Source organism: Neisseria polysaccharea, assembly GCF_963392925.1.
Taxonomy (GTDB): Bacteria; Pseudomonadota; Gammaproteobacteria; order Burkholderiales; family Neisseriaceae; genus Neisseria; species Neisseria polysaccharea.
Genome location: NZ_CAUJNZ010000003.1, coordinates 35,431 through 56,164, shown reverse-complemented (window position 1 = coordinate 56,164; position 20,734 = coordinate 35,431). Strand labels below are relative to the sequence as shown.

The 20,734-nt window shown below is 54.0% G+C and carries 17 protein-coding genes and 1 pseudogene; 4 read left to right on the top strand and 14 right to left on the bottom strand.

Annotated elements, in window-relative coordinates; all coding sequences use genetic code 11:
- The first annotated feature begins 48 nt into the window (after positions 1 to 48).
- Positions 49 to 1,191, top strand: coding sequence for an extracellular solute-binding protein (locus RDY34_RS02790; RefSeq protein ID WP_019272516.1), 1,143 nt, complete (start codon positions 49 to 51; stop codon positions 1,189 to 1,191).
- Between the two features lie 575 nt (positions 1,192 to 1,766).
- On the opposite strand, the gene RDY34_RS02785 is transcribed toward RDY34_RS02790, so the two are convergent.
- The 3 genes and pseudogenes from RDY34_RS02785 to murI all read right to left on the bottom strand — a co-directional run bounded on the left by RDY34_RS02785 (position 1,767) and on the right by murI (position 8,511).
- The gene (locus RDY34_RS02785; RefSeq protein WP_308075238.1) at positions 1,767 to 4,502 is read right to left on the bottom strand and encodes a lactoferrin/transferrin family TonB-dependent receptor; all 2,736 of its coding nucleotides are present in this window, start codon (positions 4,500 to 4,502) and stop codon (positions 1,767 to 1,769) included.
- A gap of 86 nt (positions 4,503 to 4,588) precedes the next feature.
- Positions 4,589 to 6,702: pseudogene (locus RDY34_RS02780) on the bottom strand (transferrin-binding protein-like solute binding protein).
- 996 nt (positions 6,703 to 7,698) lie between these two features.
- On the bottom strand, positions 7,699 to 8,511 hold the full coding sequence (gene murI / locus RDY34_RS02775; RefSeq protein ID WP_308075236.1) for a glutamate racemase: 813 nt from the start codon (positions 8,509 to 8,511) through the stop codon (positions 7,699 to 7,701).
- Between the two features lie 200 nt (positions 8,512 to 8,711).
- Here murI and tsaE point away from each other — a divergent pair, with 200 nt between their 5' ends.
- Positions 8,712 to 9,173, top strand: a complete 462-nt coding sequence (tsaE, locus tag RDY34_RS02770) for a tRNA (adenosine(37)-N6)-threonylcarbamoyltransferase complex ATPase subunit type 1 TsaE (protein ID WP_308075235.1) — start codon at positions 8,712 to 8,714, stop codon at positions 9,171 to 9,173.
- Positions 9,170 to 10,420, top strand: coding sequence for an N-acetylmuramoyl-L-alanine amidase (locus RDY34_RS02765; protein ID WP_308075234.1), 1,251 nt, complete (start codon positions 9,170 to 9,172; stop codon positions 10,418 to 10,420). The genes tsaE and RDY34_RS02765 overlap by 4 nt, the downstream gene beginning before the upstream one ends.
- A gap of 57 nt (positions 10,421 to 10,477) precedes the next feature.
- Here the strand turns inward: RDY34_RS02765 and RDY34_RS02760 are convergent, their stop codons facing one another.
- The 8 genes from RDY34_RS02760 to RDY34_RS02725 all read right to left on the bottom strand — a co-directional run bounded on the left by RDY34_RS02760 (position 10,478) and on the right by RDY34_RS02725 (position 17,365).
- Complete coding sequence (locus RDY34_RS02760; RefSeq protein WP_308184453.1) at positions 10,478 to 11,620, bottom strand: THUMP domain-containing class I SAM-dependent RNA methyltransferase; 1,143 nt, start codon at positions 11,618 to 11,620, stop codon at positions 10,478 to 10,480.
- Positions 11,621 to 11,668: 48 nt separating this feature from the next.
- Complete coding sequence (locus tag RDY34_RS02755) at positions 11,669 to 12,091, bottom strand: hypothetical protein (protein ID WP_003754236.1); 423 nt, start codon at positions 12,089 to 12,091, stop codon at positions 11,669 to 11,671.
- Positions 12,084 to 12,893: an NUDIX domain-containing protein gene (locus RDY34_RS02750; protein WP_308184459.1), complete on the bottom strand. Its 810-nt coding sequence runs from the start codon at positions 12,891 to 12,893 to the stop codon at positions 12,084 to 12,086. Before RDY34_RS02750 ends, RDY34_RS02755 begins: the two co-directional genes overlap by 8 nt.
- A gap of 80 nt (positions 12,894 to 12,973) precedes the next feature.
- Positions 12,974 to 13,351 carry a holo-ACP synthase gene (gene acpS / locus RDY34_RS02745; protein WP_308074399.1) on the bottom strand — a complete coding sequence of 126 codons (378 nt, stop codon included), beginning with the start codon at positions 13,349 to 13,351 and terminating at the stop codon, positions 12,974 to 12,976.
- A gap of 49 nt (positions 13,352 to 13,400) precedes the next feature.
- Positions 13,401 to 14,129, bottom strand: coding sequence for a pyridoxine 5'-phosphate synthase (pdxJ, locus tag RDY34_RS02740; protein WP_308074400.1), 729 nt, complete (start codon positions 14,127 to 14,129; stop codon positions 13,401 to 13,403).
- 60 nt (positions 14,130 to 14,189) lie between these two features.
- Complete coding sequence (gene recO / locus RDY34_RS02735) at positions 14,190 to 14,930, bottom strand: DNA repair protein RecO (RefSeq protein WP_304671989.1); 741 nt, start codon at positions 14,928 to 14,930, stop codon at positions 14,190 to 14,192.
- A gap of 36 nt (positions 14,931 to 14,966) precedes the next feature.
- The gene (gene pheA / locus RDY34_RS02730) at positions 14,967 to 16,094 is read right to left on the bottom strand and encodes a prephenate dehydratase (RefSeq protein ID WP_308074402.1); all 1,128 of its coding nucleotides are present in this window, start codon (positions 16,092 to 16,094) and stop codon (positions 14,967 to 14,969) included.
- A gap of 38 nt (positions 16,095 to 16,132) precedes the next feature.
- Positions 16,133 to 17,365 carry a multidrug effflux MFS transporter gene (locus RDY34_RS02725; protein ID WP_308074403.1) on the bottom strand — a complete coding sequence of 411 codons (1,233 nt, stop codon included), beginning with the start codon at positions 17,363 to 17,365 and terminating at the stop codon, positions 16,133 to 16,135.
- A 276-nt stretch (positions 17,366 to 17,641) separates the two neighbouring features.
- On the opposite strand from RDY34_RS02725, the gene RDY34_RS02720 reads away from it, so the two are divergent.
- Entirely contained in the window at positions 17,642 to 18,160 is a 519-nt protein-coding gene (locus tag RDY34_RS02720) for an opacity family porin (protein WP_101141708.1), read from the top strand.
- Between the two features lie 703 nt (positions 18,161 to 18,863).
- Here RDY34_RS02720 and RDY34_RS02715 read toward each other — a convergent pair.
- The 3 genes from RDY34_RS02715 to RDY34_RS02705 are packed head-to-tail and all read right to left on the bottom strand — an operon-like array spanning position 18,864 to position 20,703.
- On the bottom strand, positions 18,864 to 19,718 hold the full coding sequence (locus tag RDY34_RS02715; RefSeq protein WP_003750243.1) for a DMT family transporter: 855 nt from the start codon (positions 19,716 to 19,718) through the stop codon (positions 18,864 to 18,866).
- Positions 19,719 to 19,901 carry a hypothetical protein gene (locus RDY34_RS02710; RefSeq protein WP_003750244.1) on the bottom strand — a complete coding sequence of 61 codons (183 nt, stop codon included), beginning with the start codon at positions 19,899 to 19,901 and terminating at the stop codon, positions 19,719 to 19,721.
- Positions 19,891 to 20,703 carry a carbon-nitrogen hydrolase family protein gene (locus RDY34_RS02705; protein WP_308074404.1) on the bottom strand — a complete coding sequence of 271 codons (813 nt, stop codon included), beginning with the start codon at positions 20,701 to 20,703 and terminating at the stop codon, positions 19,891 to 19,893. The genes RDY34_RS02710 and RDY34_RS02705 overlap by 11 nt, the downstream gene beginning before the upstream one ends.
- Between the last annotated feature and the right edge of the window lie 31 nt (positions 20,704 to 20,734).

Here is a 20,734-nt window from a genome sequence, read left to right as displayed (position 1 = left end):
CGCGGGGTTTTCTTTTTTTCCAACCTCTTTCATCAGGAATCTGCCCGTATGAAAAAATCCGTATTAGCCGTTTTGGCCGCGCTGTCTTTGGCAGCCTGCGGCGGCAGCGAAAAAAACGCCGTGCAACCTCAAGCAGACGCTGCGTCTGCTGCCAATGCCGAAGCCGCTGCCACCGATACTCTGAACATCTACAACTGGTCGAACTATGTTGACGAGAGTACGGTCGAAGACTTTAAAAAAGCCAACAATCTGAAGCTGACTTACGACTTGTACGAAAACAATGAAACGCTGGAAGCCAAAATGCTGACCGGCAAATCCGGTTACGATTTGGTTGTGCCGGGCATCGCCTTCCTGCCGCGCCAAATTGAGGCGGGCGCGTATCAAAAAGTCAACAAAGACCTGATTCCCAACTATAAGAACATCGATCCCGAACTCTTGAAAATGCTGGAAACCGCCGACCCGGGCAACCAGTATGCCGTCCCCTATTTCTCCGGCGTGAACACGATTGCGATTACGGCGAAAGGCAAAGAGCTTTTGGGCGGCAAGCTGCCCGAAAACGGCTGGGATTTGCTGTTCAAACCTGAATACACCCACAAACTGAAATCCTGCGGCATCGCCCTGTGGGACACCCCGAGCGAAATGTTCCCGATTTTGCTGAACTACTTGGGCAAAGACCCCAAAGGCTCGAATCCTGAAGATTTGAAGGCGGCGGCGGAAGTGTTGAAGTCTATCCGTCCGGATGTCAAACGTTTCAGCCCGTCCATCATCGACGAGCTGGCGCGCGGCGACATCTGTCTGGCGGCAGGCAACGGCGGCGATTTGAACTTGGCGAAAGCACGTTCCGAAGAAGTGAAAAACAACGTCGGCATCGAAGTGCTGACACCGAAAGGTATGGGCTTCTGGATTGAGTCTTGGCTGATTCCCGCCGATGCGAAAAACGTCGCCAATGCCCACAAATACATCAACTACACGCTCGACCCCGAAATCGCGGCGAAAAACGGCATCGCCGTAACCTTCGCCCCCGCCAGCAAACCGGCGCGCGAAAAAATGCCTGCCGAACTGGTGAACACCCGTTCCATCTTCCCGAACGAGCAGGATATGAAAGACGGTTTCGTGATGCCGCAAATGAGCGCGGATGCGAAAAAACTGTCAGTCAGCCTGTGGCAGAAAATCAAAGTCGGCACCAACTGATTTGAAGCATTAAAAATGCCGTCCGAACATCGTTCGGACGGCATTTTATATTGGATTCAAATAGAAAATATTTATACCGTTATGCCGGCGGCCGGAATTTCAGACTGCGGACATTTGTCAGGAAAAACAAAAAACCTTCCGCCGCCGCGCAGGCGAAAATCCGGTTCGTTGAAATTCGGTTGTTTTAAATAAATCCTCGCAGCTTTGATTTTCTGTTTTTCCGATAACGCCGTAACTTTGAAACGCGAAAGCGGGAATCCGGTCCGTTGGGATTTTGCAACTTCAAATCAATCCGCAAACTGAAATCCCGTCATCCCCACGAAAGTGGGAATCTAGAACACGTCCGCACAGAAACCTACATCCCGTCATTCCCGCGCAGGCGGGAATCTAGAACGTAAAATCTAAAGAAACCGTTTTATCCGATAAGTTTCCGCACCGACAAACTTAGATTCCCGCCTGCGCGGGAATGACGAAATTTCAGGATTACGGTGTATCGGGGATGATGGGAAACGGTGGGAATTGTGTAAAAAATGCCGTCTGAAGCCTTTCAGACGGCATTTGCGGCGTTTGGACGTTTAGAACTTCATTTCCAAGCTAAATGTGTAGTTTCGGCCGGGGGCGGCATATCGGTTGTAAACGCCGACATTTTTGTGTTGGTTGACTGCGCCGCCGGCAGTTTGCCGCACATTTTCCCAAGTAACATAGCGGTGGTTGAGGAGGTTGTACACGCCCGCACGGAGGGTAAAGTGTTTTTTAATCGTGTAATAACCGGACACGTCCACAATATACCAAGGGCGGGTACGGCGCGCGGTGGCTTTTGTATCGCGGCTGTTGCCGTTGAGCAAAGCCCGGCTGCCCAACAACTCTGTAATTTCCTTGGCTTTGGAATAAGTCAGCATACCGTTCACACCCCATTTGCCTTCCGGTTGGTCATAGCCCAAGCCGACAACATAGCGCGAGGGTTGGATGGCATCAAACAGATGTGATTGAATATCGGTGCGGTCTGCGCGTTTTTTAATATCGCGGACACGGACACGATTATAGGCAAATGTGGAATACCAACCTTCGGGCAATTTATCCCATACGCCGTTCCAATCGATTTTGCCCAAAATATTGATGCCGGTAATCCGCGCGCTTTGGGCATTGAGGTAAGCCGGGTCGCCTTTGGCTTCTTCCTTGCCGTTTTTAATTTGCGCTTCATAACCCCGGACAATCAAATCGCGGTAGGCATTGTTGAACCAACTTGCCTCCAAGTTGCCGAAATCGCCTTTAAACACGATGCCGGCTTCTTTGTTGAACGATTTTTCCGGATCGATTTTGACGGCTTTTATTTTATCGCCCGACCGCCAGCCGTACATTTCGGCAAACGAAGGCAGGCGGAAGCCGGTTGAAGTGCGGTAAGTCAAATCCATCCAAGTGAAAGGTTTGAGGACGATGCCGACGTTCCAGGACAGTGTGCGGTGCGTGCCGGTGGAAACGCTGCCGTCGTCCGAATGCGTGCTGCGGTAGTCGTAGCGCAAGCCCGCGCCGACATCCGCCCACCTGCCCAAACGGACATTGTCCCGAACTGCCGCGTAATAGCTTTTGCCGTTGATGCTGCGCGGCGTGCAGTCCGCATAATTATTGCTGCTCGAGAGGCAGAGTTCCTTCTTTTTGACATTTCCCCCGCCTATGCTGACCCAATAGGGTTTGTCTTGGCTGCCGTTGAGGCTGATTTTTGGATTGTCGGGATGGGTCGTTTTCGGCAAATAGGCGCGGTCGGCACTTTGAGAATAATAATCCTGATGGCGGAGATTAGAGCCAAAGCGGTCAAAACCGAGATTCACGCTCAGGTTGTGGCGGATTTTGGCGGTATCAAAGGATTTTTTGAATGCCGCCTGCAAGAGCTTATGGCTTTCCCCATAAATCACGCGGTCGGATTTGTAGTAGGAAGACGGCTTGTCGGCACTCGGGCGGCAATATTTGTCCGAACCGTCGGCAGAACAGTGCGTCTGCTGAAAATGGTTGTCCAAACCGATGTCCTGCCGGTCGTAAGAGAGGCGGGCATAATCCGCCCAAGTGTCTTTATCGGCATTGGTATAGACATATTCCAAACCGTAGCGGCTTTTGGTGTGCGTCTCGTCGTAAAACACGCCCGTACCGTATTCCGCGCCCACCTCCGCATCGTTTTCAACTTTGGTAAACAGACCGCCGTATTTGTGGTCGCCCGCGTATTTGCCGTAGCCGGGTAAAGGATTTTTATTTGCATCAAAAACCTCCTTGGTCAGGAATGCCGGAACCGTCATATCGCGCGTGTCGAAAGTTTGTTGCGTGCGTTCGAGTATGCCGCCGATGTAGTGCCGCTTATTCTCAAAACGAAAACCCGGGCGGAACAGCCACGACCGGCTTTCGTATGAAAGCGGATCGGCGAGGAAGCGGTTGGGACCCGTGTAGTCTCGGGTGGAAACCGTTTGACGTTCGTCTTTGCCGACAACATCTTTTTTCGGATTCGCTTTACACGTTTCGTAATTTTTGCTTTCGCATTCTTCTTCAACGATGAAATTTGCGTACTGATTGGTATCCTCAACCGGTACCAGCCTGTTAAAGCTCTGAACGCCGCGTCCGGCGGCTTCGTGGGCACGGATTTCCCCCGCGCGCCGACCCGTGTGGATCAGCAAAGCCTCCGCACCGCCGATGCGCCCCGCCAGCGCGATGGATTGGGTAAGCCCCCGGTTTTTGCCGGAATAGGCGGTTTTACTCTGAATCCCCCACTGCCTGCCTTCCCCGATAACATCGTCGGCAGTTTTGGTTTGAAATGCGACCGAGCCCGCCAATGCGCCGCTGCCTTGTTCGACCGAGTTTGAGCCTTTGCTGATTTCAACAGCTTTGACGTTTTCATACTCGATTTCATTGATTGCGCCGCTGCTGCCCGCCGTCCTCGTCCCGCCCAATGCCGCCTGAGCGGTGTAGGACTGTATTTGCGCCAAGCCGTCTACCGTCAAGGAAACGCGGTTTTTGTCCATACCGCGTATCGAGTAGCCAGAGCTTGCGCCGCGCCCCTGTTCGACGACGGCGATGCCGGGGTCGTAACGCGTCAGGTCGCGGATATCGAGTACCTGTTCCTTGCTGAGGGTGTCGGCGGTTTTGACCAATTTGCCCAAACCGGTTACTTCGTTATCGCGGCGGGTTTTCTGTTTTTTGGCTTTTACCTGTATGGTATCCAACTGTTTTTCCTGTGCTTGTCCGGCTTGCACATTTTCTGCATAAACGGGCAGCGCAGTCATTAAAGACAGGCATAAAATATTTAATCGGAACAAATGTTGCTGTTGCATAGTGTTTCCCTACTCTTCGCTTTCAGACGGCATCGGAAGGAGCGATGCCGTCTGAAGCCTTATTCTCGATTGTTCGGCAGCCGTGCTTATTGCACAAGCTGTTGGCGTTTCGCACCGAATACGACAGTTGCACTGCTTGCTGAATTTCCATTGCCGGATGCAACTGTTGCATTTTCCGTTTGTTTATCGCCCGGATAGGCAAACCATCCGCCCAACTCTTCGGCTTTGGGCCCGTAAAAACCGCCCTGCACCTTGGCGTTTGTGATATATGCCTTAGGCGTGCGGGTGGTATTGCTTTGATCGAGATCAAAACCTGAGTCAGCAGTTTTCGCCGTACCGGAAAAACCGTTGCCCTGAATCGTTCCCTCAATGGTAAAGGTTGCCGCCTGCCTGTTTTCAGCGGTTAACGTTCCGTTAATTTTTTTCTCGCCAAAATTCACGGTAAAGTCCGCCCTGTTGCCGCCCTCTTTATCTGAAGCATTGCCGCTCCAGCTTGTGCCGTTGGCAATATGTCCGTACCAAGACCCCCGATAAACGACGTTTTGCTCGTTTGGAATCTCTTTTTCATCGGTGCGCTCGCCTTGAAGGAACATACTCTGCGCGCCCGTTTGGGCGGCGGTTGGGCTGCCGTTGCCGCCTTCCCCCGTATTGCCGGCAGTTTTGCGCGTCAGCAACCCGTATTTCAGATAATTGAGGTTGGAACAGCAGACTTCGACTTCATAGGTTTTTGTTCCTGCCTGCCCGCCGTTAACGTCCGCCTTACCCAAATCGGTTTGTGCGCCGCTAGAGCCTGCCGCACCTGTTTGGGCTTTGGTATCTTTGTCATCGTTTTTCGGCGTGTAGGTCGTTTTATAGATAAAGGCTGTTCCGCCGTTTTTACCTTTATCTGCCTGATTGTTCCCGCTTTCGGAATCCTTGGGCAGGAGCGGAATCATAATGCCGTCGACAACCAGTTGGGCGGCGTTGCTAAAGTTGTCGAGATTTTTGACTTCCTTACCGCCAGATTTCAGCTCAACCGCATCCAAAACCGTGGTCAGCTTACCGTTTTCAGACGACGTGCCTGCCGCACCGTCCGATGCTGCCGCACCTGCACCGCCTGGAGCCGCCGCAGTATTGCCATTTGCAGTGTTGTCTTTGGTTTTCGCGCTGCCGACAACCGCAACTTTTTTATCGTCGCTCAAAAAGCGGAAACCCAATTCCTCACCCTTCGGGCCGAAAAAGCCGCCGCTCAAAGAAGACGAGTCGGAAACAAAGGGATGTTGTTTGGTTTCGCCGTTTTTGGGTTTGTCGGTTGCTTCCGCTTTTCCGCTAAAGCGGTTTCCCTTAAGCGTCGCATCAAGGCTGTAATATTGCGTGGTGTATTTAGCGTTAGCATCATTATTGCTTACACTGTTGTTTTTAATTAATTTTCCGTTGAGGGTTTTTTTCTCAAAATCAACCGTTATTTCCGTTGTTAATCCCAAACCTACGTGCCCGTCTTTCTTATCGCTATCTTTATTGACGATATAATCCAACTCCCCGGAAAAAGCACTATATCGGTCGCCGGGTTTCGTAGAAGTATTCCCTAAATCTATAAATTTCTGATTTATTTTCACATCAGTTAAGAAATCCCAAGTCCCTTTATACGTAACCTGTCCCAATACAGGGAGTTGTCTCGAGGGATCTTTGCCTTTATAAAAAATATAACCGTCAGGACCGTTTCTGGCTGCGGTTATAGATGAGCCGTTTTTTTCAATTGTATTTTTAATCTGTTTATAAAAAAAACCCGACCATACGTATTGGAAATTGTGATAGTCCGTAACCTTAGATATACCCTGATTTTCTTGACTGGAATCTTGCAATGATGCTCCTCCATTATTTCCAGGTAAGGCATTAATAATATTTTTTGTTTGGAAGGGTTTTTGATATCACCATTATCTGTTTGTTCCCAATCATTTTCAGAGAGTTTTATCTCATCTTCTTTAGGATTCGCCCTCTGATACCAATTCCTCCGCTTGAAGCGCATCGCAAAACCGTATCCGCCTTGGTCTTTTTGGGCTTGCGGTTTTTCGGAAGAAACATCTTGATATTTTGGCGCGGGACGCGGGGCTTCGGTATCGACAGAATCAAGATCGAAACTGCCGCCGCCTCCGCCCAGACAAGCACTCAACAAAAACACCGGCAGCACCATAGCAGCCTGATTTACCAATGGATTGTTCATATAAACCCAATTCAATTAAAGAATGATAAAGATTATTATTTTATTTATTTTTAACAAATTTGCAAATGCTTTTTTATTTTTTTTAGGGAATACACCAAAATCCCGTCATTCCCGCGCAGTCGTGAATCCGAACGCGTCCGCACGGAAACCTATATCCCGTCATTCCCACGTATATCCCGTCATTCCCGCGCAGGCGGGAATCCAGTGCGTTGAGTTTCAGCTATTTAGAATAAATTTTGAAACTCTAATCGCGTCATTCCCACGAAAGTGGGAATCCAAGACGCAAAATCTCAAGAAACCGTTTTACCCGATAAGTTTCCGCACCGACAGACCTAGATTCCCACCTGCGCGGGAATGACGGCGGAGCGGTTTCTGTTTTTTCCGGTAAATACCCACAAGCTAAAATCCTGTTATTTTCACAAAAACAGAAAACCAAAAACAGCAACCTGAAATTCGTCATTCCCACGAAAGTGGGAATCCGGTTCGTTCGGTTTCGCTTGTTTTAAGTTTCGGGTAACTTCCACTTCATCATTCCCGCGCAGGCGGGAATCCAGTTTTTTGAGTTTCAGTCATTCCCGATAAATTGCCTTAGCATTGAATGTCTGGATTCCCGCCTGCGCGGGAATGACGGGATTTGAGGTTTCTGTTTTTGATTTTCTGTTTTCACGGGAATGACGGGGTTCGAGATTACAGTGTATCGAGAAGGATGGGAAACGGTGGGAGTTGTGTAAAAAATGCCGTCTGAAGCCTTTCAGACGGCATTTGCGGCATTCGGACATTTAAAAATCCCATCATTCCCGCGCAGGAGGGAATCCGAATACATCTGCACAGAAACCTGCATCCCGTCATTCCCGCGAAAGCGGGAATCTAGAACGTAAAATCTAAAGAAACCGTTTTATCCGATAAGTTTCCGCACCGACAGGTCTAGATTCCCACTTTCGTGGGAATGACGGGATTTTAGGTTTCTGTAATCTCGGGCAGCTTTCCGTTATCGTTTTAACCCAAAGACACCATTTCAATCTGCTCCATCGTCCTGCCCAAGAAACGTTCGCCGATGGTTCTGAATTTCAAAGGAATATCGCTGACGTAAAAACGGTAGTCGGGATTGTTGTTGTCGGTATTGAGCAATCCTTCCTGAGCAAGGACACGTGCGGTTTCTTCGGCAGTCGTAATCGCGGAATCGACCAACGCGACATTGTGCGCCTCCCTGCCGATTAAGGGCTTGAGCAAGGGAAAGTGCGTGCAGCCCAACACCAGCGTATCGATGCCGTCTGCAAGCAATGGTTTGAGGTATTCGCATACGGTCAGGCGGGTAACTTCGTGTTCCAACCAACCTTCCTCCACCAAAGGGACGAGCAGCGGCGCGGCCTGCGTGCGGACGAGCGTGTCGGGGTTGTCCCTGTGGATGGCGCGCGCATAGGCGTTGCTGTTGACTGTCGTATTGGTGGCGATAATGCCGATTTTGTTGTTGCGCGTCGTTGACAGCGCGGCTTTCGCGCCGGCGGAAATCACGTCCAACACAGGCATATTGCCCGTCTTTTGACGGATTTTCTGCCCCGCCACCGCCGCAATCGTATTACACGCGATAACCATTGCCTTAACATCGTGTTCCAGTAGAAAATCGACAATCTGCATGGAGAAATGCTCAATGGTCGCCTTCGACTTCGTTCCATAAGGCACACGTGCCGTATCGCCGAAATAAATGATGTTTTCCATCGGCAGCCGCTCCATCAGCGCGCGCACATTGGTCAAACCGCCGATTCCTGAATCAAAAACACCGATGGGTCGCTGCCTGCCGATATTTTCCATCCTTCTTCCAATCTGTCCTAAACATACAATCCGCGTATTGTACACGCGCCGCTTTTTCTTGACAGCCATGCCGTCTGAAAGCAGAACGCGTATTTGACTGTTATAATGCTCGGACAGGAAGCATCCGCCCCTCGGGTGCAAAGTTTGCAAAACCTGTAAAACTGCCCATAATACCCCCAACCTTACAACAAACCGTTTCCATGTCTGATTTACCCTCCATCTCCCGATTCCTTTCCGATGAAGCCGCCACACTCGATTTGGGTGAAGCATGGTCTTCCCGTTTAAATGCACCCCTGGTCATTTATCTCGAGGGAGACTTGGGCGCGGGGAAAACCACGCTGACACGCGGAATCCTGCGCGGACTCGGTCATCGGGGACCGGTCAAAAGCCCGACTTACGCCATCATCGAATCTTATCCGCTGAAATCCTTTACCCTGCATCATTTCGACCTCTACCGCTTCACCACGCCCGAAGAATGGGAAGACGCGGGGCTTGACGAACTGTTTGCCGCAAACAGCGTCTGCCTGATCGAATGGCCGCAACAGGGCGGGGAATTTACGCCGCCTGCCGACATCACCGCAACATTGACACACGACGGCGACGGCAGAAAATGCCTGCTGACCGCCCATACCGAACGAGGACGTGAAAGCCTGCCGCTATGACCAAACTGACACGAAGACAAATCATCCGCCGCACCGCCGGCACACTGTTCGCCCTAAGCCCCATCGCATCCGCCGTTGCCAAAACGGTACGCGCACCACAATTCACTGCCGCACGGATATGGCCGTCGCACACCTACACCCGCCTGACGCTGGAAAGCACAACCGCGCTCAAATACCAACACTTCACGCTCGACAACCCGGGCAGGTTGGTCGTCGATATACAAAACGCGAACATCAATACCGTATTGCACGGACTGTCTCAGAAAGTCATGGCAGACGACCCCTTTATCCGCAGCATACGCGCGGGTCAGAACACGCCGACCACCGTCCGCCTCGTCATCGACCTGAAACAATCCTCACGCGCACAAGTCTTTTCCCTCCCCCCTGTCAGCGGTTTTAAAAACCGCCTCGTTATCGACCTCTATCCGCACGGAATGGATCCCGACGATCCGATGATGGCGCTGCTTAACGGCAGCCTGAACAAAACCCGTCGCGGCTCCCCTGAAGCCGACCTCGCTCAAAACACTCCCGCACAAACCGAACGCGGCAAAAACGGGCGCAAACCAATCATCATGCTTGATCCGGGACACGGCGGTGAAGACCCCGGTGCCATCAGCCCGGGCGGCCTACAGGAAAAACATGTCGTCCTATCCATTGCAAGGGAAACCAAAAATCAGTTGGAAGCATTAGGTTACAACGTCTTTATGACGCGCAACGAAGACGTGTTCATCCCTTTGGGCGTGCGTGTCGCCAAAGGGCGTGCACGGCGGGCGGACGTATTCGTCTCCATCCACGCCGATGCCTTCACCAGCCCCTCCGCGCGCGGCACAGGGGTTTATATGTTGAACACCAAAGGCGCGACCAGCTCCGCCGCCAAATTCTTGGAACAAACCCAAAACAATGCCGACGCGGTCGGCGGCGTACCGACCAGCGGCAACCGCAATGTCGATACCGCCCTGCTCGATATGACCCAAACCGCCACACTGCGCGACAGCCGCAAACTCGGCAACCTGGTGCTTGAAGAATTGGGCAGGCTCAACCACTTGCACAAAGGCAGGGTGGACGAAGCCAATTTCGCCGTTTTGCGCGCACCCGATATGCCGTCTATCCTGGTCGAAACCGCCTTCCTGTCCAATCCTGCCGAAGAGAAGCTGCTGGGCAGCGAATCCTTCCGTCGGCAGTGCGCCCAATCCATTGCCTCGGGTGTCCAACGCTACATCAATACTTCCGTATTAAAACGGGGTTGATCCCGAAAAATAAATGCCGTCTGAACATTTTTCAGACGGCATTTTTGTACATTTTCCTCAACGGTTCGATCCCTGCACCATATCAATCAGGAACAGGCGGCAATCGAGGTTGCCGTTATAAAGTGGGATTTTGCGTTTTGGCGACAGGCGCATGAATTTGGGCATTTCCCTGTCGCCGGTAAACATACCGACCCGCCAGCCTGCGTAATGTTTCTTCAACCACGTCCCCAGTTGCGGATACAGTGCCTGCAAAGCGTGGACTTCCTCAAGGCGCACGCCGTAGGGCGGATTGGACACCATGATGCCGTTTTCGCCGTTCGGACGGACGGATTGCGCGTCGGCAACGCTGAAGGAAACGATGTCGTCCACTTCGGCACTGCGTGCGTTGGCCAATGCCGTCTGAACGATGCGGCGGTCGTTGTCGCTGCCCGAAATCGGGGCGCGGACGGGGCGGGTTTGCGCTTCGGCGCGGCGGCGCAAATCCGCCCACAGCGTTTTATCGAAATTTTGCAGTTTCTCAAAACCGAAACGGCGCATCATGCCCGGTGCGCGGCCTGTGGCAATCCAAGCGGCTTCGATAGCAATCGTGCCGCTGCCGCAAAACGGATCCTGAAACGGCTGCGTGCCGTCGTAACCTGCCGAGAGCAGCAGTCCGGCAGCAAGGTTTTCGCGCAGCGGGGCTTCGCCGGTATCCAGGCGGTAGCCGCGTTTAAACAGGGCTTCGCCCGAAGTATCGATGAAGATTTCGACATTGCGTTCATCCAAAAAGGCGTGGATGCGGACATCGGGCGCGGCTTTGTCCACGCTCGGACGTGCGTCGTAAATGTCGCGGAAGGCATCGCAGACGGCATCTTTGACGGTCAGTCCGACAAATTGGATGCTCTTAACGTTGGCACGCTTTGCCTCGACTTTAACTTTGAACGTCTGCTGTAAAGTAAACCAATTGAACCAGTTGATGTTTTTGGCAAGTTTGTAGATGTCCCGCTCATTGCGGTATGTGCCTTTGGTCAGACGCAGCAGGATACGGCTGGCGGTGCGCGAGTGCAGGTTGGCGGCGTAGGCCTGTTCCAATCCGCCCCGGCAGGAAACGCCGCCGTCAAACGCTTGAACATCGGTACAGCCGAGGCTTCCGAGTTCTTGAGATAAAACGGTTTCCAAGCCGCGCGGGCAGGTGGCGAAAAGTGTATATAAAGTATTCATAGCGTGTCCTTTCCGGACGGATGTTCCGGCAATGGCGGATTGAAAGGTTTATTCGGCGGTAAATGCCGTCTGAAATGTCCGACTGCCGATTGTAATGTCCGCCGTAAAATCGCGCCTGCCTTCGACACAGACGGGCAGGCGGATGCGTACTGCCTGCCAAGTCCCCGACGGTTGCCGCTCGAACATATAGCGGTTGAAACCCATATCCATATTTTTCATACTGAAGCTGATGCTGACCTGTTCCGTGCCGGCGGGCGCGTGTTCGATATAAATATCAAACGGTTTTTTGGTTGAAACGGCGGCGGCGCGGACGCGGCTTCCGTCCGGCAGCGTGCAACCTTCGGTCAAATCGCATTGCGCCGCCACAGCTTGCGGCTGCTGCGCCTGCCACCATTGCAACAAAACGAGCTTGAAGGCGGCAAAGGCAATCAGCAGCAGTGCGGCAAGCAGTAATTTGCGGTTTTTAGCCATTTCCGTTCCCCATTTTTTCATCCCTTACCACCGCGTGCGCCCCCAATCCGAGCCATAGTTTCCCATAACGTTCGACTGTCTGTCCGTTTGCTGCAAGTACGAGCGGCACAGATACGCCGTGCCGCAGGGCTTCTGCAGCCTCTTGTGCCTGAACATCATCGCACACGCGCCACACGACCACATCCGCGCCCTTTTCCTGCGCCTGCCTCCATTGTTCGCGGGTCTGCACCATCATCCACACGCTGTCGGCGTGTTCGGGTCTGTCCTGCCATTGCGCCGCCTCCATCAAAACGTTCGCACCGCTTCTCTCTGCCGAACCCAAAGGCAGGACGCGGTACGCGCCCATACTGTTCTCCCCGTACAAACCCGTTTTCAGGCTGCCGTACAAACGGCGCGGAACGGACAGCGAACGCAAAAGCGCGCCGTTGGCAGGCAGCATGGGGGCAACGGTAAAATCACCCGCCTTCTGCCACGACCATTCCTGTCCTTCGCGGGATTGCGGTCCGCCCGTCCATTGGTCGGGGTTGACCCATAAGAATTTCAGGCAGACGCGGGCGTGTTCGTAGGAATGGATTTTGGTCAGCCAAGGCGTGGCGGCGAGGATGCGGATGCCGAGTTCTTCGTCGAACTCGCGTTGCAGGGCTTGAAAGTCGGTTTCGCCCGCCTCGACTTTGCCGCCGGCAAATTCCCAATATCCGGCATAGGGCTTGCCTTCGGGGCGCGAGCTGAGCAGGTAGTTGCCGTCTGAATCGAGCAGGATGCCGGCAACGACGCGGATAAAGGGGCGGGTGTCTTGGATCATGGCGGGTATGCGGTTGGTCGGTCGGAGTGCAAATGAGGGACGGGCAATGCCGTCAAGGGTTTGCCGTATTTCAGACGGCATTATTTTTCGGCAACGGCAAACGCCAACACGGTATCGCCTTCGTCCGCCATACTCAGGCTGACGCGGCTGATGCCTTGTTCCTCCAGCCATTTGGACAGGGCGGGGGCATAGAAAAATTCGGGTTTGCCCAATGCGTCGTGCCCGATGCCGATGTTGCGGAAGGAAACCGCGCCGCGTATGCCCGTACCGACGGCTTTGGCAAAGGCTTCTTTGGCGGCAAAGCGTTTGGCAAGGTAGTTGACGGGTTTGCCCGCCTGAGGGAATTCAAGCAACTCTTCCGGAGTAAGGATGCGCTCGGCAAACGCCTGTCCGAACTTTTTGCTCAGGCGGATGATGCGCTTGAGGGAAACGATGTCTGTACCGATGCCGTAAATCATATTTGCGCTCCTTTGTCGTGAAATGCCGTCTGAAACGGTTTGCCTGCCCTTACGGCAGCATTCTTGCACGGAACATCGCCTCCTTCATCTGGCGCACGGCCTCGGACAATCCGAGGAAAAGTGCCTGCGAAATCAGCGAATGCCCGATGTTCAGCTCGCGGATGGCGAGGATTTGGGCGATGGGGGTAACGTTGTGTATGGTCAGTCCGTGTCCGGCGTTGACGACCAAGCCCAAATCGCTGGCAAAATGCGCGCCGTTTTGCAAACGCTCGAATTGTTTGATTTGTTCGGCGTGGCTGTGTGCATCAGCGTATGCGCCGGTGTGCAGCTCGATAACGGGTGCGCCGACATCACGGGCGGCTTGGATTTGCTCGTTGTCGGCATCGATAAAGAGCGAGACTCGGATGCCTGCGCCGGTCAGGATTTTGGTGAATTCGGCGATTTTTTCCTGTTGCGCCAATACGTCCAAACCGCCTTCGGTCGTGATTTCCTGACGTTTTTCCGGCACGATGCACACGTCTTCCGGCATCACTTTAAGCGCGTTTTCAAGCATTTCTTCGGTCAACGCCATTTCAAGGTTCAGGCGCGTGCGGATGGCGTTTTTGACGGCAAACACGTCTGCGTCTTTAATGTGGCGGCGGTCTTCGCGCAGGTGCATGGTAATCAAATCCGCACCGTGCGTTTCGGCAACCAATGCCGCTTCCACGGGGCTGGGATAGGTCGTGCCGCGCGCGTTGCGGACGGTGGCGATGTGGTCGATGTTGACACCCAGAAGCATAATGTTTCCTTTTCTCTTCGATTTTTTATTTTGCAGCATACCGGTGCGCTGCGTCGGCACCTATGTTGCACGACGGTCAAACTGCCGTATCTGTTCCAAAACCTGCCTCGACTTCACCCCTTCAGGAAGCAGGCTGCCTGTCAGCAGCCGTGTGATTTTCAGGGCATCCTGAAGGCTTTGCGCACTGCCGAAACTGCCCGTCTGCAAATCAATCAGGCTCTGCCCGTCGGCAATAATGACGGTTTCAGACGGCAAAACACATTCCCTGCCTACGGGCATGACTGCTTCTTCCGGTCTGATACAGTATCTAGCGGAGGACTGGATTTCCCTGCCCTCTCCGTCCGTATGCAAATCGGGGGCGACGCCTAAGACCGTCAACAGCTTCCACTCGAAGCGGCGCAAATCGGCAACATGGTCTGCCTCGCAGCAGACTGCCTTCATCACTTCAGCCAATGCATCGTATAACTCAGGCATGGGATCTTCGCGCGCGGTCAGTTTTAAAACCAGCTCGTTCACATACAATCCGCCAAACAACGCCCTGCCCTGCGGCTGCCGCCAACCGCCAACCCATTCGGCGCGGTGAAGGGTTTTGAGTTCCTGACTGCCGTACCACGACACGCTGACAGGGACGAACGGAACCAATACGCCGCGCAGCTCGCTCTGCCGTTTGCGCGCGCTGCGCGCCAGCAAAGCCACACGCCCGTAACGGCGGCTGAATGCTTCAACCCACAGGCTGCTTTCGCGCCAAGGCGAAGATGCCAGCATAAAAACGGGTTCGTGGTTGACTCGGTATTCGGACATAATCGTTGTGGAAATGCCGTCTGAACGCTGCCGCGACTACAAAACGGCAGTCGGATACGAACCGATGATTTTGACGAACGAAGCGCGCCCGCCCAACTGTTTTAATGCCGTCTGAACCTTGTCATCCGTCCGGTGTCCCTCGATATCGATAAAGAACAGGTATTCCCACAACGCCGCCTTTCCGGGACGGCTCTCAAACTTGGTCATGGAAATGCCTGATTCGGTAAGGGGTTGCAGTAGCGAAGCAACCGCGCCCGCCCGGTTGGGTGCGGAAACGACCAGCGAGGTTTTGTCGCTGCCGCCGGCACCGGTTTCATGATGACCCATAACCAGGAAGCGCGTGGTGTTGTTCGTCTCATCCTCAATGCACTCGGCCACGGGGCTGAGTCCGTAGATTTCCGCCGCAGTACGCCCGGCAATGGCGGCAACCGTACCGTCGTCCGATTCGGCAACCAGCCGCGCGGCTTCGGCATTGCTGGAGACCGCCACCCTCTCGGCGTTGGGAAGGTGTCTGCCCAGCCAGTCGTTGCACTGCGCCAACGCCTGTGCGTGCGAAAATACTTTGGTGATGCCTTCGGTACTGCTGCTGTTTTTACGCAGAAGGTTGTGGTGTATGCGCAAGACGACTTCGCCGCAAGCCTGCAATGAGGTAACGGCAAGCAAATCCAACGTGCGCCCGACCGAGCCTTCGGTCGAATTTTCCACGGGGGCGACCAGATAATCCGCCTGACGCGTTTCAACCTGTTTGAAGCAGTCGTCTATGGTCGGACACGCCATAGTGTGTGCGGCATGACCGAAATGCTTAATCGCCGCCTGTTGGGTAAACGTACCCTGCGGCCCCAGATAGGCGATGGTCAACGGACGTTCGACGGCGAGGCACTCGCTCATCACTTCCCTGAACAAGCGGGCGACGGATTCGTCGGGCAGCGGGCCTTTGTTCAAATCCTGAATGCGGCGCAACACGGCGACTTCGCGTTCGGGGCGGTACACCGCGCCCGTGCCTTTCAATTCGCCGATGGCGTGTGCGTGTTGCGCGCGTTCGTTGAGCAGGCACAGGATTTCGGCATCGATGGTGTCGATGGCGTTGCGGTGCGGGATGAGGAGTTCGTCGATAGTTTGGGACATAATTTCGCCTGAACAGTAATTTGCCGTGCATTCTAACATCAAATGCCGTCTGAAGCGGCTTCAGACGGCATTTTCCGTTAAAGGTATTCGCTCTGTTCGTTTTCCTTCCACGCCCGGTGCGAACACAGCCACAGCAGCACGATGCCGCACGATGTCGAGGCGGTCATCGTTGCCGCCATCACGGTTGCCGAACCGTCGTGCAGGACGGTTGCCGCCATGCCCACGCCCGCGCCGATTAAGGACTGGAACACGCCCAACACGGCGTTCGCGCTGCCGCCCTCTTCTTTGAAATAGGACATGAAACACGCCTGCGTGTTCGCACCGACCAAGCCCTGTGTGCCGACGGAAAACATCACGCACGCAACCAGCAGCCAAAACGGGGGCAACCCGAAAAACAGCACGGCGGCGAGTTGGGACAGGTTGGCGGCAAACTGGACGACAATCCCCCACAGCAGGATGCTTTGCGGATGCGCGCCGGTTTTAAGCCGCCACGCGGTAATACGGTTGAAAAACATCATCGTAATGATGTTGAGCGCAAACGCCCAAGCGTATTGATGCGGCGTAACGCGGTAAAGCTGCTGATACACGAAGGAAGATTCGGTCAGAAAGGCGAACATCGAACCGAAGCTGAATGCCTGAAAAAACAGATAACCCATCGCGGCACGGGTTTTCAATACGCGCTTGAACCGCCCCGCCGCCAGTCCGAACACGTCCCGTCCGATTTTGCCGCCGGCGGCGGGCTTGGGCAGGAAATACTGCACCAAACCGAACAACACCAGCGAATAAGCCGCCAAAAAAACGAAAATCGCCTGCCAGCCGCCCAAACTCTGCAATACCGCGCCGGCCATAGGTGCAACCAGCGGCACAACCATCAGAATGATGCCGATAAGGGCAAACATCTGCGCGGCTTTGCGTCCGGAATAATAATCGCGCACCATTGCGCCGACGATGACGACGGTCATACCCGCGCCGAATGCCTGCACGACGCGCAGGTTGAGGAGCTGTTCGGCACTTGAGGCAAATACGATGGCGGCAACGGCAAGGCAGTAGACGGCCAATCCGGTCAGCGCGACGGGTTTGCGCCCTTTGATGTCGGACACCGAACCGCCGACCACCTGTCCGAACGCCGTGCCGAACATAAACACACTCAGGCTCTGTTCGATACGGTGGACATCCGCACCCAGCGATTGCGCCATTTCGGGAATCGCCGGCAGGTAGGCATCGATGGAAAACGGCATCAGCGCGACCAGCATCGCCATCAGGACCGCCATCAGTTTTTCATTCATCTCAGGATAATGGGCAGAAGGCATAAATTCTCGTCCGATTCGCAAACAAACCGCCCGGCGGCGGAAAACACAATACGCGGAAACGGAAAATTTTAGCACACCGGCACAAACAGGCGGCAACAAAAGCCACGGACAACACCGGAAAAGTCGGAACGATAAAAGGCCGAAGGCGGACAAAAATTTGAAAAATATTGTATAATGGAACGGGATTCCCTAACGGATTCCCTAACGGATTCCCTAACGGATTCCCTAACGGATTCCGATATTCAAAAACTTTTGAACATTTTTAGGAATCAAAAAATGAAAAAACTCCTTACTGCATTAACCGTGCTTGCCCTTCCCGCTGCCGCATTTGCCGCCGACAGCCAACCGGGTGTTTATGTACAAGGTGACGTGGGCGTTGCCTCTGTCTCCATTCACGCCGATGGTGAAACACTTAGAGGCAGCGATTTTATCCCTCGCGTTTCTGTCGGTTATGATACCGGCGATATGCGTATTGCCGCAGATTACTACCGCATCCGCGACAAAAATGATGATGTCACCGCCACACTCCAAGGCGCAGGCGTTGCCGTCATCAAAGACTTCAATACCAATTCCATCGTCAAACCTTATGTCGGCGCGCGTTTGGGTCTGAACCGTTTGAAAGCCGAAGACTATAAAAAAACCAAAGTAAGCGTCGGCGCATTGGGCGGTGTCGGCTTTGAAGTCGCACCCAACGTAACTTTGGATTTGGGCTACCGCTTCAATTATTTGGGCAAGTTTGAAAATGCTAAAGTTTGGGATCACGAATATACCGCCGGTGTCCGTGTGAAATTCTAATCCCCGAAACCGGCATCCGCCGGCAAGCCGACCGCCGCCATTGCGGCGGTTTTCCGTTTCTGCAAAAATCAAAAACAAATGCCTGAAATCCCGTCATTCCCGCCGCTTTCCGTCATTCCCGCGCAGGCGGGAATCTAGGTCTGTCAGTGCAGAAACTTATCGGATAAAACGGTTTCTTTAGATTTTACGTTAGATTTTACGTTCTGGATTCCCACTTTCGTGGGAATGACGTGGTGCAGGTTTCCGTGCGGATGGATTCGTCATTCCCGCTCAGGAGGGAATCCGGTCTGTTCGGTTTCAGTTGTTTCCGATAAATTCCTGCTGCCTTTCATTCCTAGATTCCCACTTTCGTGGGAATGACGGCGGAGCGGATAAATCCGTGCAATCTAAAACCTCGTCATTCCCGCGCAGGCGGGAATCCGGTCCGTTCGGTTTCAGTCATTTCCGATAAATTCTTGCAGCTTTGAGTTTCTAGATTCCCACTTTCGTGGGAATGACGGCGGAAAGGCTGCTTTCGTCATTCCCGCGCAGGCGGGAATCCAAACATCCGACGCGGCGGGAATCTATCGGGAAAAACCGAAACCGAACGGACTGGATTCCCACTTCCGTGGGAATGACGGAAAACCCGGATTCCCGCTTTCGCAGGAATGGCGATGGAAAGATTTCCGCCTATTCGGCAACCGTCAAACACCGCTTCCCAACTTTATCTTTGATGCGGCAGCCGGGCGGCGGACAGCGTGGCAGCGATAACAATCGACACGCCTAAAATGGATACGGGCGATAAATGTTCGCCCAAAATCAAAACCGCCAGCAGCACGCCGACGACGGGTTCGAGCGAAATCAACAGTCCCGACACGTTGGCAGGAACACGGCTCATCCCTTTGTTCCATAGCCAATAGGCGCACCAGCCGCATCCCAAGCCCAAATACAGCAGCGACAATACCATTCCGACGCTCCAGTCCACGGTATAACTTTGTGCCAGTGCAAGCGAAAACGGCAGGCACATCAACGAAGATGCGGCTATGGAAACGGATGTAACCGCCGGTGCGCCGATGCGGGCAACCAGCCTTTGCGTCGGACGCATGGCGGCACAAAATCCCGCGCCCGCCAACAACACCAGCAGGCAGCCGAACCAGTCGATTTCTCCGCCGGCTTCCGCCCCGCCCGCCATCAGCAGCGCGATGCCGGCAAATGCCGCCGCGCCGCATATCCAATGATGGGTTTCGGCTTTGTCGTTGAAGAAAAAGTGTCCGATAAAAACCATCATCAACGGCTCGAGTCCGACAATGACCGATGCACTGGCGGCGGAAGTGTATTTCAAGCCGACAAACTGGAGCAGCAGGGTCAGAACATAGTTGACAAACGCCGCAATCAGCAGGGGCTTCCATTCCTCGCGCGGAATCTTACCGATATGCCGGCGGCAGGCGGGCAGTGCCGGCAGCGCGGCAATCAACAGGCGCGCGCCGACCATCAGTGCGGGGTCGATGCCGCCATAGGCATATTTGGCGGCAATAAACGAGCTGCTCCAGATAATCAGGGCAAGGATTTGGTAAAACATTTAAAGTATCCGGATTAAAAATTGTTTGTGCGGCTGTCTCGGCACGCGGGACGGCACATCAGGCAACAGGCGGAAAGCGGCGGCTTCCGCAGCCGTTCGGATTCTACCGCCGCAGACGGCGGGCGGTTCGGGCGGTAAGGAACAGAGCGGCGGAACAAACCGCCTGCCGCGTTCAGACGGCATCCAAAACCCGGTGTTTCAAGGCGGGCAGGCGGTTGCGGACGCTGTTCAGGCGGTTGGCATCGATGTCTGCCGTAACGATGCCTTCGCCTTCGGGCAATACGTCCAACACGTCGCCCCACGGATCGACAATCATACTGTGTCCGAACGTGCGCCTGCCGTTTTCGTGCAATCCGCCCTGCGCCGCCGCGACAACATAACATTGGTTCTCCACCGCACGCGCGCGCAGCAGCAACTCCCAATGCGCCTTGCCCGTCGTGTGGGTAAATGCCGCCGGAAGCATCAATACGTCAAACGGCAGTTGGCGGCGGAAAAATTCGGGAAAGCGGACATCGTAACAAATACCTGCCGCCACAGACACGCCCTCTGCCGACAAGTGCGGCACTTCCCCGCCCGCGCGGATGGTATCGGATTCGGCATAGCGTTCGCCCAAACCGGAAAAACCGAAGAGGTGCATTTTGTGGTACAGACCCGTCCTTACGCCGTCCTGTCCGTACACCAACAGCGTATTCATCACTTTGCCCGCCTCGCGGCTTTGCAGCGGCACGGTTCCGCCGAACAGCACCACGCCGCATTCTTTCGCCGTTTCACTCAATGCCGTCTGAAAACGCCCGCCGCCCAAAGGCTCGGCAAGCGCAAGTTTGTCGGTATCGTTTGCGCCCATCAGCACCCAATATTCGGGCAACAGCACCCAATCCGCACCGCACTGCGCCGCTTGTTTGACCAAACGCCCCATCGTTTCGATATTTTTTTGCGGCGACAATCCTGAAACCATCTGTACGGCGGCAACTCTGATTTTGTCCATTTCTTCTCCTTTTTCCTGCCGACCTTGCGGC

What these genes read in the sequence shown, in the direction of transcription:
- RDY34_RS02790 (WP_019272516.1), top strand. Translation starts at nt 49, where the DNA reads ATGAAAAAATCCGTATTAGCCGTTTTGGCCGCGCTGTCTTTGGCAGCC.
- RDY34_RS02785 (WP_308075238.1), bottom strand. Translation starts at nt 4,502, where the DNA reads ATGCAACAGCAACATTTGTTCCGATTAAATATTTTATGCCTGTCTTTA.
- murI (WP_308075236.1), bottom strand. Translation starts at nt 8,511, where the DNA reads ATGGAAAATATCGGCAGGCAGCGACCCATCGGTGTTTTTGATTCAGGA.
- tsaE (WP_308075235.1), top strand. Translation starts at nt 8,712, where the DNA reads ATGTCTGATTTACCCTCCATCTCCCGATTCCTTTCCGATGAAGCCGCC.
- RDY34_RS02765 (WP_308075234.1), top strand. Translation starts at nt 9,170, where the DNA reads ATGACCAAACTGACACGAAGACAAATCATCCGCCGCACCGCCGGCACA.
- RDY34_RS02760 (WP_308184453.1), bottom strand. Translation starts at nt 11,620, where the DNA reads ATGAATACTTTATATACACTTTTCGCCACCTGCCCGCGCGGCTTGGAA.
- RDY34_RS02755 (WP_003754236.1), bottom strand. Translation starts at nt 12,091, where the DNA reads ATGGCTAAAAACCGCAAATTACTGCTTGCCGCACTGCTGCTGATTGCC.
- RDY34_RS02750 (WP_308184459.1), bottom strand. Translation starts at nt 12,893, where the DNA reads ATGATCCAAGACACCCGCCCCTTTATCCGCGTCGTTGCCGGCATCCTG.
- acpS (WP_308074399.1), bottom strand. Translation starts at nt 13,351, where the DNA reads ATGATTTACGGCATCGGTACAGACATCGTTTCCCTCAAGCGCATCATC.
- pdxJ (WP_308074400.1), bottom strand. Translation starts at nt 14,129, where the DNA reads ATGCTTCTGGGTGTCAACATCGACCACATCGCCACCGTCCGCAACGCG.
- recO (WP_304671989.1), bottom strand. Translation starts at nt 14,930, where the DNA reads ATGTCCGAATACCGAGTCAACCACGAACCCGTTTTTATGCTGGCATCT.
- pheA (WP_308074402.1), bottom strand. Translation starts at nt 16,094, where the DNA reads ATGTTAGAATGCACGGCAAATTACTGTTCAGGCGAAATTATGTCCCAA.
- RDY34_RS02725 (WP_308074403.1), bottom strand. Translation starts at nt 17,365, where the DNA reads ATGCCTTCTGCCCATTATCCTGAGATGAATGAAAAACTGATGGCGGTC.
- RDY34_RS02720 (WP_101141708.1), top strand. Translation starts at nt 17,642, where the DNA reads ATGAAAAAACTCCTTACTGCATTAACCGTGCTTGCCCTTCCCGCTGCC.
- RDY34_RS02715 (WP_003750243.1), bottom strand. Translation starts at nt 19,718, where the DNA reads ATGTTTTACCAAATCCTTGCCCTGATTATCTGGAGCAGCTCGTTTATT.
- RDY34_RS02710 (WP_003750244.1), bottom strand. Translation starts at nt 19,901, where the DNA reads ATGCCGTCTGAACGCGGCAGGCGGTTTGTTCCGCCGCTCTGTTCCTTA.
- RDY34_RS02705 (WP_308074404.1), bottom strand. Translation starts at nt 20,703, where the DNA reads ATGGACAAAATCAGAGTTGCCGCCGTACAGATGGTTTCAGGATTGTCG.